The sequence below is a fragment of the Pseudarthrobacter sp. TRD_SC_9 genome, from assembly GCF_055361265.1.
In genome coordinates this window covers 2,338,733-2,355,031 of record NZ_CM143956.1, presented here as the reverse complement: position 1 = coordinate 2,355,031, position 16,299 = coordinate 2,338,733, and the positions used below count along the sequence as shown (strand labels likewise).

The 16,299-nt window shown below is 59.6% G+C and carries 11 protein-coding genes; 10 read left to right on the top strand and 1 reads right to left on the bottom strand.

The window, feature by feature from the left end:
* Positions 1–95 precede the first annotated feature (95 nt).
* The 7 genes from ACWA13_RS10995 to ACWA13_RS10965 all read left to right on the top strand — a co-directional run bounded on the left by ACWA13_RS10995 (position 96) and on the right by ACWA13_RS10965 (position 12,476).
* On the top strand, positions 96–1,757 hold the full coding sequence (locus ACWA13_RS10995; protein WP_463934037.1) for a glycosyltransferase: 1,662 nt from the start codon (positions 96–98) through the stop codon (positions 1,755–1,757).
* Between the two features lie 38 nt (positions 1,758–1,795).
* Positions 1,796–2,938 carry a glycosyltransferase gene (locus tag ACWA13_RS10990; protein ID WP_463934036.1) on the top strand — a complete coding sequence of 381 codons (1,143 nt, stop codon included), beginning with the start codon at positions 1,796–1,798 and terminating at the stop codon, positions 2,936–2,938.
* Positions 2,939–3,035: 97 nt separating this feature from the next.
* Positions 3,036–4,061: a polysaccharide pyruvyl transferase family protein gene (locus ACWA13_RS10985; protein WP_463934034.1), complete on the top strand. Its 1,026-nt coding sequence runs from the start codon at positions 3,036–3,038 to the stop codon at positions 4,059–4,061.
* 209 nt (positions 4,062–4,270) lie between these two features.
* Complete coding sequence (locus tag ACWA13_RS10980) at positions 4,271–5,953, top strand: hypothetical protein (RefSeq protein WP_463934032.1); 1,683 nt, start codon at positions 4,271–4,273, stop codon at positions 5,951–5,953.
* Between the two features lie 106 nt (positions 5,954–6,059).
* Complete coding sequence (locus ACWA13_RS10975) at positions 6,060–7,823, top strand: dynamin family protein (protein WP_463934030.1); 1,764 nt, start codon at positions 6,060–6,062, stop codon at positions 7,821–7,823.
* The gene (locus ACWA13_RS10970; protein ID WP_463934028.1) at positions 7,820–9,433 is read left to right on the top strand and encodes a GTPase; all 1,614 of its coding nucleotides are present in this window, start codon (positions 7,820–7,822) and stop codon (positions 9,431–9,433) included. The genes ACWA13_RS10975 and ACWA13_RS10970 overlap by 4 nt, the downstream gene beginning before the upstream one ends.
* A gap of 382 nt (positions 9,434–9,815) precedes the next feature.
* Complete coding sequence (locus ACWA13_RS10965) at positions 9,816–12,476, top strand: outer membrane protein assembly factor BamB family protein (RefSeq protein WP_463934026.1); 2,661 nt, start codon at positions 9,816–9,818, stop codon at positions 12,474–12,476.
* A 71-nt stretch (positions 12,477–12,547) separates the two neighbouring features.
* Here the strand turns inward: ACWA13_RS10965 and ACWA13_RS10960 are convergent, their stop codons facing one another.
* Positions 12,548–13,267 (bottom strand): IclR family transcriptional regulator, encoded by a 720-nt coding sequence (locus ACWA13_RS10960; RefSeq protein WP_463934024.1) that lies wholly within the window; start codon positions 13,265–13,267, stop codon positions 12,548–12,550.
* Between the two features lie 113 nt (positions 13,268–13,380).
* On the opposite strand from ACWA13_RS10960, the gene leuC reads away from it, so the two are divergent.
* From leuC to ACWA13_RS10945, 3 genes are read left to right on the top strand one after another with little or no spacing between them, the layout of a single operon-like run.
* Positions 13,381–14,850, top strand: a complete 1,470-nt coding sequence (gene leuC / locus ACWA13_RS10955) for a 3-isopropylmalate dehydratase large subunit (protein WP_463934023.1) — start codon at positions 13,381–13,383, stop codon at positions 14,848–14,850.
* 9 nt (positions 14,851–14,859) lie between these two features.
* Positions 14,860–15,462: a 3-isopropylmalate dehydratase small subunit gene (leuD, locus tag ACWA13_RS10950; protein ID WP_463934021.1), complete on the top strand. Its 603-nt coding sequence runs from the start codon at positions 14,860–14,862 to the stop codon at positions 15,460–15,462.
* A 56-nt stretch (positions 15,463–15,518) separates the two neighbouring features.
* Positions 15,519–16,292 (top strand): DUF6270 domain-containing protein, encoded by a 774-nt coding sequence (locus tag ACWA13_RS10945; protein WP_463934019.1) that lies wholly within the window; start codon positions 15,519–15,521, stop codon positions 16,290–16,292.
* Positions 16,293–16,299 lie beyond the last annotated feature (7 nt).

Genomic DNA, 16,299 nt, shown 5'->3' with positions numbered 1-16,299 from the left:
GCTAGCCTATTCAACCCCGCTTCGTTCGAGCTGGCCAAGCCCAGCACTGGACCTGCAGTCAGGGGCTGCGGTCCAACCAAAGGAAGATCAATGACATGTCACTGGAACCCGCTGTGAAACATGCGACTCTCGCCCGTGGGAACTTTGTGGACTACAAGCCGCCAGCCCTCGAGACGGACGCGAGTAACTTCCTATCGTCTACGGAACTGCTTCCCGCGGCGGACGTCGTCCGATGGCTGCAGGAACTTGTCGCAGCGCGCCGCTATGATGTCGCCCGCGCCATAGGCGAGGCGAACTATGCCAGGCTCTCGGAGTTACCAGCGTTTCTGACAGCTCTCCGCGCAGTTTATAGCAAGGCCGGAGCCGTCTCACCGGCACTGCGTGTCAGCTTCGATCTGGCAATGCTCGGTAAGACGTCACCGGCGTCGATGCGAGTGGCATCCGGAAGGCTGCGGGAGCTCAGTGGCTGGATTCCGCAAATCAGTGGCCCGGTAGATGAGGTAATTCCTATGAACAGCAGGCGCATCATGCACCTGGTCAAGGAGTCGCGTCCTTTTCTTTCCAACGGATTCGTTGCCCGAAGCCACGCGAATTTTCTGGCAGAAATAGCGGCTGGACTGGAGCCGCATGTAGTTACTGAGCCCGGCTTTGCTCGACGCCATGCCGGAGACGACTTCCGGTCCTCTGCGCCTCTGGATTCTGTCCCTCATCATCATTTGGATCTCGGAGATATCGACTATTCGGCACTGCCCGTCGATCGTTACCTTGAGGTGTTTGCCGAGTTGGCGTATCAGAGGCTCAGGATAATTAGACCTTCCGTTATTCACGTCAGTTCAGGCCGGCGAGGCTTCGACACGGCTCTGGTGGGATTGGCGCTCCAACAGAAAACCGGACTTCCACTCGTTTACGAAGTCCGGTCGTTCTTTGAGGCTAACTGGACGAGTGAAACAGAGCAGGAATCCCAGGGAGAAGTTTTCCAGCGGCGTATGGCGATCGAGGAAATGTGTATGCATGCGGCTGACCTCGTCCTCACACTAGGTTCGTCAATGCGTGACGAACTGGTGGGGCGAGGGATTCCTGCGGAGAAGATCGGCCTTATCCCGAATGGAGTCGATGTAAACAACTTCACTCCCGGTCCCAAAGCGGAGAGGCTCGTAAAAAGCATTGCTCTGGAGGATACGTTTGTGTTTGGCTACATCTCCAACATGGACCACCACCGCGAGTCCCAAGAGACTCTCGTCGAAGCTCTAGCAATCGCCCGATCCCGAGGCATCGAAGCGACACTTCTGCTGGTCGGAAGTGGTCCCAGAGCACAAATCGTCCGGCAATGCGCTGAGGACTTGGGTGTGGCCGAACACCTGAGAATTGTCGGTCACGTCGATCACCAGGAAATTGTGGATTACTACCGGCTAATCGATCTCTTTTGCGTTCCGCGAATCCCGGAGAGGGCAGGCAAATACGTCACACCCTTGAAACCTTTTGAAGCCATGGCTTGCGGCGTGCCTGTCGCGGTGTCGAATCTTCCAGCTTTGCGCGAGATTGTCGGCGAATCCCGCGGCTTCATCTTTGAGCCCGAGGATGCGCAGGCCATTGTGGCCTTGGTGGAAAATGCCATGGCGCGGCCGGACCTTTTCCGAAGCGTTGCCGACGAGGCTAGGGCCTGGGTTGTCGCCCAACGCCAGTGGAAATTCAACGGGCCACGGTATGCTGCCGCCTTCGAAAGGGCCCGAAATCGAGAGGAAATGTCTCAGTGCTAGTTGATTGGCAAGGATACAAGCCGAGCCCGAACAGTCCCGTGACAGAGGGTTTTCAGGCTCTTCGCTCGACCGCCGGACGCGACGGGACGGCGCCTTTCCTTTTGGGCTTTGGCTCGGTGGCACGTGTTAACCCATATCAGGCGCTCCTCTACCGTTCGTTCGAACGACATGGCTTCGCTGTGACACCCGTCTTTGATGTAACTCGACTCCGTGAGCTGTTACACCTGAAGCCTATGACCTCGGGCGTCGGACTGCATCTCCATTGGACAAGCAGCGTTATTGGCGGTGCACATGACGAGCGCGAGGCGGTGGTGAAATGCAGTGGGTTCCTTGGACGTATAGACCGATTCAAGGATTCGGGCGGAAAATTGGTGTGGACAGCGCACAACCTCTACCCTCACGATTCGCGGTTCGTCGACGTGGACCTAGCGCTTCAACAAGGAATTGCAGACAGAGCAGACGTTGTGCACGTCATGGCGAACGCGACGGCTTCGGCTCTTGGTGATCATTTGCAGCTCGACGAAAGCAAAGTCATTGTGGCTCCACATCCCAGCTACGAAGGTGCATACGAGAACTATCTCTCCCGCTCAGAATCCAGACAGTCGCTTGGACTCGATGCGGACGAACTGGTTTTTGTCCTCTTCGGCGCGCTGAAGTCGTACAAGGGACTCAAGGAACTGGCGGCGGGTTTTGACGAACTGTGCCGGCGGTCCAGTCCCTTCCGCTTTAGGCTGTTGATTGCAGGAGCGTCCGATGAGTCACCTGTCGTTAAGGAATTTGTGAAGTGGGCCGTAGCACACCCCTTGGTGATGATTGATACAAAGACCGTTCCTCAACACCGTGTACAGAACTTCCTCAACGCTGCTGACGCCGCATTGTTGGGCTATAGCAGGAGCCTCAATTCCGGTGCCGCCCTGTTGTATCAAACATTCGGACTGCCTGTCTTGGCCACGGACACTCCGGTGTTGCGGGAAACGTTGGACCCCGCGTCCACACGCTACTTCGACCCTCAAACCGGAGCGTCGTCGTATGCGACGAATCTACAAGAGCTGGCGTCGATGTCCAAGAACGTTGAGACTGCTGCCTTACAGACTTCGCTGAAGAAAGTCGCGCCTGATCTGGTTAGCACCCGATTCGCGAAAGCGCTGGCCGCCAAACTCGGCCTAAACCCCTTGGGCTGATAATCCGGATCGTGGCCGAAGCGCCGGACGGCTTTGGGAGTGCTGGTGGACATCTTGAGTCAGGCGGTACATACGTTTTTTTTAGAGTTTACGGAGGGTGAAAAAGGTAATGGCGAGAATTGGACTTGTGGGATTTTTTGGATGGGGAAATTATGGTGATGAGCTGTTCTACCGAATTTGGACAAATTCGATTGGAACAGTCCATGAGACCAAGCTTGTCCATGACAAGCTTGAGCACCCCTACTTCAGTAGGCCCGCCGAATTAATTATTGATGAGTTTGATGGGGTGGTTATTGGTGGTGGGGACCTGGTGATTCCCAACAAGATTTCGCCGCTCTATTGGAATCGGGCATGGTTGAAGAAGCCTGTCTACATTTCAGGGGTCGGTGTTCCTACGTGGATCAAGACGGAAGCCCCGGATGTCATGGAACGATTGCAGTACTTCTTCCAACACCCCAACGTCCGCTACATCTCCGCCCGCGACGTCGAAAGCGCCGAGTGGATCCGTAAGAAGCTAAACCCAAGTGTGGAGGTCCGGAGCCACGCCGACCTTGCTTTCAGCGGATTTTATCCACCAGCGAGAAAGTTTCAGAAGCCCACGGTTGGAATCTCGCTAAGGACGCACCGCGCTGACTCGGATCCCACTGTTCTCGTGAACGTTTGCCGCCAGTTGCAGTCCGAGGGATACGACATCCTAAACATTGTGATGGCCACGGGAAAAACCCGGCTGGCGGATCTCAAAGTAGCGCAGGAATTTCCGCTAGAAAATCAAATAATCTTTGAGAGTGAGACACTGGATGAGATTAGCTCCGCCATTGGTGGTTTGGACGTTTTGATTTCAAATAAATTCCATGGCACGGTGGTTGCTTCGACATACGGGGTGTCCTCAGTGGTCCTGTCATCCACTTCGAAATCACGAAACCTGTATCGGCGTCTTGGCCGCACGCCTCTTCTCTCAAGTTCCTCAGATAAGGAACTCCTGAACAAGGTAAGGCTCGCAAGGATGCCGATTTCCGAGGACGCACTGCTTGCACTCCGCCAGGAAGCATATGAAGGCGTGCATGCCGTGGTGCGTTGCATCAACAAGGACTTTCCTCAGCTGAATGACGTGCGAGGGAGGTAGCACTACTGTTTACAGCCTGACCAAGGAATCGACACACTAAACAACAGCGGGGAGTAATGGAAGCAGCGATGAACGGGAAATCGGAGGCTGACAGGCGCGCTCCTTCGCGGCCAACAGCGGGACTACCTACACTCGTAAGTTTCTACGCTGGTGATGCCTATTATTCGGCGGCAGCAGAACGACTGAAAGCAGATTGTGAACGGTTGGGGATGCCCTACTTCATTGAAGAGCTCGACGCAGCAGGATTGGAATGGGACCAGATCTGTCGATTGAAAATCGATTTCTACAGACGTATGCATGCTAAATTTGGGGCCATTCTCTGGGTCGACGTGGACTCCAGGCTGCTGGCTATCCCGGAAGTACTTGAGAGCTGCAACTTCGACATTGCCGGGTTCTGCGGGCGGTTCCGATATATCCGAGATTACGATCCGTACGAAACCACCAGATTTTGGATTCCCGCTGTTTTGTACTTTGGCGGGACAAACAAGGCGTCACGTTTCATCGAACTGATGAACGATGTGGAACGGTCCGCTACGACCCGCGTCACCGATGATTGGGTGTTGCACGAAACGTGGACGACGCACGGAGATCCGCTTTCCGTGGGGTTGCTGTCTCCGGAGCTGATAGTCCGGGATTCCGCAGTGGCGACAGAGACCAGTGTTTTTGTCATCGGTGAAAGCGGCAACGTGCCGTCCTTCCGCAGGCAGGTTGAGCAGCATCAGCGACGTATCGATATTCCCTCTTTGCGCTCCAGGGTTCTGGGCGCCGAGGCCATGGACGCTATGAAAGCCGGCGATAATGTAGTGGCTTTGCGCTTGGCGGAGCGGTCCGCAACAGCCTTGCCCAGCGACCCCGAGGCTGTGGTCAGGCTGTCCCGATATCTTAAGCTGAACAAACAGGGGGCAGAGTCCCAAACAGTGCTCACTGCCTACTTGGAGCGAACTCCAGACGAATCGGCCGTGCGCGAGGAACTGCTCAGACGCCTACAAGAGCAGAAGGACTTTACGGGGTGTAAGGCCCAAATAGAACATCTGCTCCTCGATGAAGACGTTTCCGTGCGAGCCAGGGCGGAGTCTGCAGCCTACGAGGTCAGCCTTGACGAGCGGGCCGCTGCAGCGGGAATACCGGATTCGTCACGGGTCTCGATGTGGTGGATGAAGACGCCCTATCCAGGCAACTTCGGCGATATTCTTAGCCCTTGGATCGTAGAAAAAGTTTCGGGCGCGCCGGTTAAATTTGGTCGGCGTGACAGCGGCCTCCTGGCAATCGGGAGCATCATAAAATTCGCCACGGAAAAATCGACGGTTTGGGGTTCAGGATCACCGCGGATGTCTGACTGTCTATCCTCCGAGGCGCGATATAAGGCTGTTCGGGGTCCCCTAACGAGGGATCTTGTGCTTGAAAGCGGAGGCAGATGTCCCCCGATTTACGGCGATCCTGGGCTCTTGTTGCCCCGATACTTGCCGCGTACGAAGCGCCAGCCCACCTATAAGCTTGGGTTTGTCCGGCACGTGAGCCAAAACGCCCTGGATTTGAAGTTCGATGGAGTCAAAGACATTTGCTTGGCCGGAGTGGGGGAGTCCGCCATAGAGCGGGTGGTTGATGATGTTCTCGACTGCGAGATGATTCTGTCCACCTCACTTCACGGAATCATCATTGCCAACGCATACGGAATTCCAGCACGCTGGTGCACCTTCGCTGATGACGGCTCGAGTATCGCAGGAGATGGATTGAAGTTCGCGGATTATTTCCTGTCAGTGGGCCTTCCAGTGCAGACAGTGCATGCTTTGAAGGTTACTGATGTCCTTGGCGAGCACCTGGCACGTCTCTGTCCCAGTTCAGTAGCCATTGACTTCGATGAACAGCGCTTGCTGGATGCATTCCACAGTTGATTTAACCGGCGTTCCCTCGCGTGCCATTCTAGGGTCTGGCAGTGGAGCTCTGAGCTGCTGATGCTGGCATGATGGGACAGTGACCTCGCAAAGTGATGCAGATGATATGCAGCCCCGCGCTGAGCAGTCCATAGCGGTGGGAGCAGCCAGTGCTGTGGGCGCGTTGGAAGCAGTCCGCAGCGACCTGGCGGCAACTACCCTGCCCTTGGCGCTGGCCGACTCAGACAGGGCGCGGCAAGACATCCGTGCCGCCGTAGCCCAGCTGGATGACTATATCCTGCCGCGTTATCGCAGCCTGGACGCCCCGCTCCTTGCCGTCGTCGGAGGTTCCACGGGCGCCGGCAAGTCAACACTGGTCAACGGGCTCGTCGGCCATCCCGTAACGCGGTCCGGCGCTCTCCGCCCCACCACCCGCCAGCCGGTCCTCCTGCACCACCCCGCTGAAGCCACTTGGTTCGAAGGCCAGCGCGTCCTGCCCAGCCTCAGCCGGATCCGCGGTTCGGTCAGCAATAGTCTCCTCCCCGCCAGCAATGCCGGAGCCGTCTATGATTCGGGCACCATGACTTCCCTTGTTCTCGTGGCCGACCCGGCAGTGCCTCAGGGGATTGCGGTCCTGGATGCACCCGACGTCGACTCGATCTCGGACGACAATCGCAAGCTGGCGACACAGCTCCTCGCTGCTGCCGATCTTTGGATTTTCGTCACCACCGCCAACCGTTATGCAGATGCCGTCCCTTGGAATCTCCTCCTGGATGCGGCTTCACGCGACATTATGGTGGCCGTGGTGCTGGATCGGGTACCACCAGGGGCGGAAACAGAAGTCAGTGAGGACCTGCGAAGCCTCCTGGACCGCGAGGGCCTGAGCTCGGCACAGCTGTTCATCATCCCGGAGACCCCCCTGGATCCACTGGGCATGCTGCCTCCCGAGGCGGCCCTCCCGCTGCGTAGTTGGCTGGCGGAGCTGGCCTCCGATGCGGCGGGCCGTTCAGAAATCGTCCGCCGCACTTTGAACGGGTCCGTCAGAGCACTGGCCGGGCGTGTTGCGGCCGTGGCCCAAGCGGTTCAGGAGCAACAGCTGGCTGCGGCCAACCTCGAAGCCGTTGCCGTAGCGGCCTACCGTGATGCCGCCGGCCGCATCCTTGATTCCACGAAGGACGGAGCCCTTCTGCGTGGAGAAGTGCTTGCCCGTTGGCAGGATTTTGTGGGCACGGGGGAGTTTTTCCGGAACCTGGAGCAGAACGTCGGCCGGTTTAGGGACAGGATGGGTGCCTTTTTCCGCGGTGAACCCGCCCCGGCGGTGCGGGTTGAAGTCGCCATCGAAACAGGATTGCAGGCCGTCATTGTCGACGAAGCTGTAAACGCGGCAGAGGAAACAGACCGGCGCTGGCGGACCGACCCGGCAGGACGCCAACTGCTGGGAACGGATGACCTTTCCGGAACGACTTCGGGCTTTGAGGACAGGGCTGCCACTGAAATCAGGGCGTGGCAGGAAGCCCTGATGGAACTCATCCGCATCGAGGGCCAGGGAAAGCGGACACAGGCACGCTGGTTGTCCTTCGGAATTAACGGCTTGGGCGCTGCCTTGATGATCGTGGTGTTTTCCATGACAGCGGGGCTGACGGGACTGGAGATTGGGGTTGCGGGCGGCACCGCCGTCGTGGGCCAGAAGCTCCTGGAAGCGGTGTTTGGCGAGGAAGCCGTCCGCCGTCTGGCGCGCACCGCCCGGGAGGACCTCAACCGGCGCTGCCGGACCCTGCTGGAGGTCGAACGCCAACGCTTCCTGGATCGGCTGCCGGCGGATACCGCTGGGGAAGCCGAGGTACTGGCAGGCCATGCCCGCGCACTGGCAGGCCTGGCGGCGAACAAATGAGCCGGCACAGCATCGCCCGTGAGGTATCCCTGCTCCAGCAGCGCCTGGAGGCGTTGAACGAGGCCAGGGAACTGGCTGAAGGCGTACTCCCTGACGAGGCACTCCAAGATGTCCTGGAGATACTGGAGCGGTCGAGCTCACGCCGGTCGCTGTCTTCCGGGCATACAGTCGTGGGATTTTTCGGTGCCACGGGCAGCGGGAAGTCTTCCTTATTCAATGCGGTGAATGGAGCAGAGATTGCGACGGCGGCCGCCCGCCGACCCACCACTTCCGAACCCTTGGCCAGCGTCTGGGGAGTCGCAGGCAGTGAACCCCTCCTGGACTGGCTGGAGGTGCCAGCCCGCCATCATGCGCCGCCGGTCAGCGGCTTTGCGGACGATGACACCGGCTTGATCCTGTTGGACCTGCCCGACTTTGACTCCACCCGGCTTGCCAACCGCAAGATCGTCCAGCGGATGGTGGGCATGGTCGACGTGCTGGTCTGGGTGCTGGACCCGCAAAAGTACGCAGACGCTGCTGTGCATCACGACTTCCTGAAGCCACTTTCCGCCCACGGCGCCGTAACCCTGGTGGTACTGAACCAGGTGGACAAACTGGCCCCCACGGACGTGGACCCGGTGCTTGAGTCGCTCAAGGCCATCCTGGCAGGAGAGGGCCTGGGTAAGGTGCGGGTCCTCGCCGCGTCTGCGCTGACAGGGGCGGGAGTCGACTCGGTGCGCTCTGCCATCCGGCAGGTGGCCATCCAGCGCCAGGCAGCATCACAGCGGATGGCGGCGGACGTTGTGAATGCCGCACGCACGCTGACGGAGGCATCCGGCTCAGGCCAGGCCGCCGGAGTCAAAGGCGGTACGGCGTCCAGGCTTTCGGAAGAACTGGCAGTGGCAGCGAATGTACCGCTGGTAGTGGAAGCCGTTGCGCGCTCCTACAAGCTGGAAGCCACCCGCCGCACCGGTTGGCCGGCCACCCGGTGGCTGTCCCGGTTCCGTCCGGATCCGCTCCGGCGGCTGAACCTTCGCCGGGAAAGCGGGAATGCGGACGTCCATCGGACGTCGCTGCCCCGGGCAGGTGCGCCGGAACGCGCCCGTACCGATGCTGCTGTCCGGAATTTTGCCGACGGGGCCAGCGCCGGAGCGCCAGGCCCGTGGCGTTCGGCCATCCGCAGCGCGGCACGCGAAGGCCGGGAACAGCTTCCGGATGCCCTTGACCGGGCGATTGCCGGCACCGAGCTGCAAGCCGGACGCACATCCTGGTGGTGGGGGGTTTTCAACGTGGTCCAGTGGCTCGCGCTGCTGACAGCACTGGGCGGCCTGGGCTGGCTAGGTGTGCTGGCCGTGCTTGGCTACCTGCAGCTTCCCGTTCCGGAGGTGCCGCGGGTGGAGGACTGGCCAGTACCAACGCTGATGATCGCCGGCGGCGGCTTGCTGGGCATCGTGCTGGCGCTTGCCGGACGTTTCTTTGCGTCTTTGACGGCCAGGTCCCGGGCCAGGGCTGCCCAGCGTAAGCTTCGGGCAGCGGTAGCGGCCGTTGCGGAGCGGCTGCTTGTGGAGCCCGTCCAGGTGGAGCTCACGCGCTTCACCGCCTTCCAGGAAGCCCTGCGTCGGGCTTCCTGAGGCGGCATCTGCCGTTACATACCGAACACGGACGTCCGCGGTACAAACCGTATGGCTGATCTTTATGACTTACGCGTTTGAAGACTTTCGTGATAGGAAGGGGACGTCAGCGCGTCTAAGACCGGCTGAACGAGCTTGACGCAAATGTCCCGCCGGGCTTCTTCGCTGCGACACGAACTACTTGTGGCGCAAATTTGACGAGGACGGGAATCTTGTGGCCTTCAACTCAAGGTTAGTAAAACGAAGAAGCGTCTTGTCGATGGCTGTTACTTTCGGGGCCGGAGTCGCTGTTGCTTCACGTGCCGCGGCCGCCCCAACGAGCGTCCGGGCCGCTTCTTTGGATGCTATGACAAGCACATTTGTAGCTCTGACTACTGTCGGTGTGGAGCCCCTCACCGTATTGCGGCGTTACGAGAATGTTTTCACCAGCGTCCCGGAACCGAGTGCTGTTTTCTATCGCAACAATGCGAATGTCCTGAAGCTGGCAGCTGGATGCCACGGGCTTTCCGCCCAGGTACAGGTATTCGACGCGGCCACCGGAAAGCGCGAGGTCTCCGCTACTCCTTTTCCAGAAAGCGGAGGAGGAGCCGGTAACGTCGGTTATGAGCCCGTTTCCGGTTCCTTTCTTGCATTTGGCTCCACGGTTAAAAGGGTTGCTCCCACGGGCACTATTACTAACGGGTTTGCCACCGCGCCCGGTGTAACAAACGTTTCATTCGCATGGGCAGCGGATTCCAAAAACAGCGTTTGGTGCGGCAACTACCCAACCGGTAGCGCCACTCGTTTTGATCCGGCAACCGGAGCCACCGTCCATACTGCCCGCCTGCATGCTGAGGCACAGTACGTTCGGTGCTTGGCCGTCGACGCCAATGACAACGTCTATGCAGGTACAGGAGCGCTACATCCACGCATTGTTACTTGGCACACTGACACCCCCGCGATTTCAAGAGAGATCCCTCTTCCGGATGGCGCCGTAAAAGGCTTCGTTAGGCGCATTTCGGCGCACTCCGGTTGGCTCTTCGTGTTCTTCGATGGTGCCGGAGGTGGAGCGAGCTTCAGGGCCTACAACCTCAAAACCGGGGCATGGGCTGCGCTTCCTTGGGCATGGTCGCCGGCCGGAAGCGTCTCGGCGGCAGTGCCGGGCGCCGGTGGAGATATCTATGCCGTTTGGAACACCGTGGGAACGCACAAGCTGATGCGCATCAACGCCGCGACTATGGCGGCCGAAACGGTTTGCCTCGTGCCTGGTACCCCCCGCGCACTGAACGTTGAGATCTTCGGGGGAGCGACCTTCGTGAATCTCTTGTGTGGAGAAGGACACAACTTTAATTATGTCAAGGTAGATGTAGCCGCAAAGGCTGTTGTTCAAACTGTTCCCATTGCGTTTGCCACAAGTCCTTACAAAGTTCAAACCCTCCTGCCGGACGCTACTGGAACGAACATGTATCTGGGCGCGTACATGGGTGACGGTATTGCATCCCTTGCACTCGCTTCCGGGGCGACTTGGCGTTCAACCACTGAAACAGGCATTGCCCAGATCGAGGGGATGTTTGAGTACGACGGGTCCCGTCTCTACGTGGGATCTTACGGGGGCGGGCGCATTTATAGGTTCAACCCGCAGTCGAAAAGCGTCACCCCGATCATCGAACTTGGCGAGAAGTACCTGCAGTCTAGGCCGTTCGCCTGGGCGCAGGCCGGAGGGCGCGTGATCGCTGGAACCGTGGCGGAGTACGGTCACAATACAGGCGCGCTCGTCAGTATCAATCCCCTCAACGATTCCGATGTCAGCGTCATCAGTGGTCCCGTCGAGGGACAGTCCGTTCTCGGTCTTGTCGGCGAGGAAGACATCGTCTACGGCACAACCGGAATCATGGGCGGCTACGGGTCTGTGAACGACAGCAAGCCCGCGCACGTTTTTGCCTGGAATGCCCGTACGAAGGGGCTCCTCTGGAAAAGGCCGATGACCGGTGAAATCGAGATCAATTCTCCCATTTTGATTGGAGGCCTTCTCTACGTCAGCACCAATAACGGTGTAATCCGCCTCAATAAAGCCAGTGGCAGTCCTGTGTTTACGTACAAGCTTCTGAACCGCGCAGCGCCTGCCGGTTATAAGACCAGTAGCATCAGGTACCTTCCGAAGGTCAATGCCATCATTCATGAGTGTGGCGGCACTGTGACCATGTTGGACACAGTGTCCCGGACGAAGAAGGAGATTCTGCGCGGGAGCTACTCCAATATGGTGATTTCAACCACGGGCCGGCTGTACCTGTCTGAGAACGCAACAGCCGTCGTTGAGATGAATGTGGTCCAAGGACCGTCCATTCGGTCAACGGCAGACCTCGTCACTGTTGGAATTGACGGGTGGCTATATGTGACCAGGTCTCTCGGAAATGGGAACTTCGCCCAGCCGTTTCGTGCCGACTCCGGCTTTGGCACACAGGTCCGTTCGTGCCACGTCGTCGACTGGAACGGGGATGGAATTTTCGATGTGGTGACTAATCATGGCGACGGGACCCTTCAGTTGCACAAGGGTCTACCAGGGGGAGGATTCGCTGCCGGTCTTGTCATCGGCAAGAGCGGCTGGTTGGATCGGAAGCTCACGATCGGTATGTGGGGTTCCACTCTGACCGTGGTGGCATCAGAGAATTTGACAGGGGCTTTGCAGGCATGGCCGGTGCTGTCGACAGGGGTGTTAGGGGCTCCAGTGTCGATAGGATCAGGATGGAAACGAAAGCAGATGGTGATGCTGGTACCCTCGCGCTCCGCTGCTGCTGCTCTGGTTGTGAACGAAGCCGGATCCTTGTTCCGGTATGCACGGACCTCCACCGGCAGGGTTTCGGCTGCGCCCGTACGTTTGAGCATGGGCGGATTCACCGACATGACCGCGATGAGCGGGGTGGTCAACCATAACACCGGCCTGAACGGAATTGTGGGGTTGGATGCGGCAGGGGCAGTCAAATATGTAGATGTCGCTCCCAATTCCATTGGCACCCCCAAACCGTACCCGTTTCTGATGATGGCCTATAAGTTTGCCAGCAGTTAGCCCCTTATGGATCCGCTAGACGACAGGCCGGTCGGGATCGTCAGCGGCGCTGTTTGCTGTATGCCGTTAAGTCAGTCGTTGTTCTTGCGCAGGGCTTCGGTGAGGATCCGGGCGGCATTGCATACAACTTCGGCATGCAGCCTGCCCGGCTGGCGGGTGAGCCGCTCAATCGGTCCGGAAATGGAGACGGCGGCAATAACGCGACCTGAGGGCCCGCGGACCGGAGCAGAGACAGAGGCTACCCCGGGCTCACGTTCGCCAAGGCTTTGACCCCACCCCCGGCGTCGTACTCCTGCCAGGACGGTTGGCGTAAACCTCGCGGACTGCAGTCCTTCCAGGAGGCGGTCGTGGTCTTCCCAGGCCAGCAGCACCTGCGCTGCGGAACCGGCCTTCATGGACAGCTGGGTGCCTACGGGGATCGTGTCCCGCAGGCCGATGGGGCGCTCGGCTGAGGCGACGCACACGCGCCAGTCTCCCTGACGCCTGAAAATCTGGGCGCTTTCACCCGTGGCATCGCGCAGCTGCATCAGGACGGGTCCCGCGGAAGCGATCAGGCGGTCCTCACCGGCTGCAGACGCCAGCTCAACGAGGCGGCTGCCCAGCACAAACCTGCCCTGGATGTCTCGGCTCACCAATCGGTGGTGAACCAGGGCAAGAGCCAGCCTGTGGACGGTCGGACGCGCCAGCCCGGTGGCAGCCACAAGCTGCGCCAGGGTGGTAGGCCCGGCCTCCAGGGCATCAAGCACCTGGGCCGCTTTATCGATGACGCCGACGCCACTAGAATTGTCCATGTAATGATATTGCCGTCTCAATATCTGAGATGCAAATGTTTCGGCTGGCTTATGACCGCGGTCTGCTGCTTCAGTTGAGGGATACCACCAATACGTAGTGAAGGGAGCTGGCCATGGCTAACACATTGGCCGAGAAAGTCTGGGACGCACACGTGGTGCGCAAAGGCGATGGCGAAGGAGCCAACGCCCAGCCCGACCTTCTCTACATCGATCTTCACCTCGTCCATGAAGTCACCTCCCCGCAGGCCTTCGAAGGTCTGAGGCTGGCGGGACGGCAACTCCGCCGCCCCGATCTGACCATCGCCACCGAGGACCACAACACCCCGACGCTTGACATCGACAAGCCCATCGCGGACCTCACCAGCCGTACCCAGATCCAGACGCTCCGGAACAACTGCGCAGAGTTCGGTGTGCGGCTGCACTCACTGGGCGATGCCGAGCAGGGCATTGTCCACGTGGTGGGCCCGCAGCTGGGCCTGACCCAGCCCGGCATGACGGTGGTCTGCGGTGACTCCCACACCTCCACCCACGGAGCCTTCGGGGCGCTCGCCATGGGAATCGGCACCTCCGAGGTGGAGCACGTCATGGCTACCCAGACCCTGTCGCTGAAGCCGTTTAAAACCATGGCCATCAACGTCGAAGGCACCTTGCGCCCTGGCGTGAGCGCCAAGGACATCATCCTTGCTGTCATCGCGAAGATCGGCACCGGCGGCGGGCAGGGCTACGTGCTTGAGTACCGCGGCTCGGCCATCCAGGCGCTGTCCATGGAAGCGCGGATGACCATCTGCAACATGTCCATTGAAGCTGGTGCCCGTGCCGGACTCGTGGCTCCGGACCAGACCACCTACGACTACATGTTCGGCCGCCCGCACGCTCCCGAGGGCGCGGACTGGGATGCCGCCGTCGAATACTGGAACACCCTGCGCAGTGACGACGAGGCAATCTTCGACGCTGAGGTGGATCTCGACGCCGACACGTTGGAGCCCTTCGTGACCTGGGGAACCAACCCGGGACAGGGTGTGTCACTCTCCGCCAAGGTCCCGTCTCCAGAGGAATTCGGCGACGAAAACGCCAAGGCAGCCGCGGAGCGCGCCCTGCAGTACATGGGGCTGGAAGCGGGCACTCCCATGAAGGACATCCGGGTAGACACCGTCTTCCTCGGTTCGTGCACCAACTCCCGCATGGAGGACCTCCGGGCCGCGGCGGACATCATCCGCGGACGGCAGAAAGATCCCAACGTACGGATGCTCGTGGTGCCCGGCTCGGCCCGCGTGCGGCTCGAAGCCGAAGCCGAGGGCCTGGACAGGGTGTTCAAGGACTTCGGTGCGGAGTGGCGCTTTGCCGGTTGCTCCATGTGCCTGGGTATGAACCCTGACCAGCTCGAGGTGGGGGAGCGCTGCGCGTCCACCTCGAACCGCAACTTTGAGGGCCGGCAGGGAAAGGGCGGCAGGACCCACCTGGTCTCGCCGGTAGTGGCAGCCGCCACCGCTGTCCGCGGAACGCTCAGTTCGCCGTCGGACCTCGATCCTGCCCCGGTGGTTGAGCCTGCCGAAACCGCCGCCGTCCGCACCGCCGTAGCCTAGGAAGACACTATGGAAAAGTTCACCAAGCACACCGGCATCGGCGTACCGCTGCGCCAGAGCAACGTCGACACTGACCAGATCATCCCCGCGGTGTACCTCAAGCGCATCACCCGCACCGGCTTTGAGGACGCACTGTTCTCTGCTTGGCGCAAAGACCCGTCCTTCATTCTTAACCAGGAGCCGTTCAGTTCCGGTTCTGTCCTGGTCGCCGGACCGGACTTCGGCACGGGTTCCTCACGCGAGCACGCCGTGTGGGCACTGAAGGATTACGGCTTTAAGGCTGTCCTGTCCTCCCGGTTCGCCGACATTTTCCGGGGCAACTCGGGAAAGCAGGGTCTGCTGGCCGCTGAAGTCGCGCAGGATGACATTGAGCTCATCTGGAAAACGCTGGAGAATGCGCCGGGCACCGAGGTGACGGTAGACCTCGAGTCCAAGACTGTGGTTTGCGGCAACGTCGTGGCCCCGCTGGCCATTGACGACTACACCCGCTGGCGCCTCCTCGAAGGCCTTGACGACATTGGACTGACCCTCAAGCACGAGGAAGACATCACCGTCTACGAGGCAACCCGTCCGTCGTTCAAGCCGAAAACGCTGCCGGCACGGTTGTCCTAGCCTGCGGCTTAGACTAATCCGGAAAGAGGCCGCCGCGATTCTGTTAAGGTTCTTCAATGCAAAAAAACGTGATGATCTATGGCAGTTGTGTGTCCAGGGACGCATTTGAAGAACTTGGACCCGGCTACTCACTGCTCGGTTATGTCGCCCGGCAGTCCATGATTAGCGCGTTGTCCAAGCCCACGGAACTTCTAAACGGGGATGCACTCGGATCAGCTTTCCAAAACCGGTCACTGTCCGGCGATGTGAAGTCAAATTTGCTGCCTACGCTTCGGCGCTTCGCAGAGGACATCGACCTGTTTGTCATAGACCTGACGGATGAACGGCTAGGTGTTATCCGACTGCCCGACGGCAGTTACGTGACCCGATCTGCTGAACTGGCGAGTTCTGGAAGGCTCGGGAACGTCAGGGGAACCCGTCGCAACATTGACGCTGCGACAGAAGAGCACTGGAACCTTTGGGAGTCTGCCGCAACCAGGCTGTTTGGGGCACTGACCACCATGGGGCTCCGTGAGAAGACCCTGATCCTGAACACGCCATGGGCGGAAGTGACTGACGCAGGACAGAAGGTAGATTCCTTCCGTGGTTTGAACCAGGATGCAGAACTGACCGCCTACCTGGCCGAATGCTGTGCCCACATCAGGTCGCTTGGTTTTAACGTGGCTACCCTCCCTGGGGAGTTGAGGGTCGCTAGCTCGGATCATAAATGGGGCCCGGCGCCGTACCATTTCGGCTCACGCGCCAACTCTTGGATTGCGGCGCAAATGAGATCTGCCGAGCAAGGGATTCTAAGTCTTCAACTATCTTCCGCCTCAACGCTCAAGTCTTAGCCCTGTA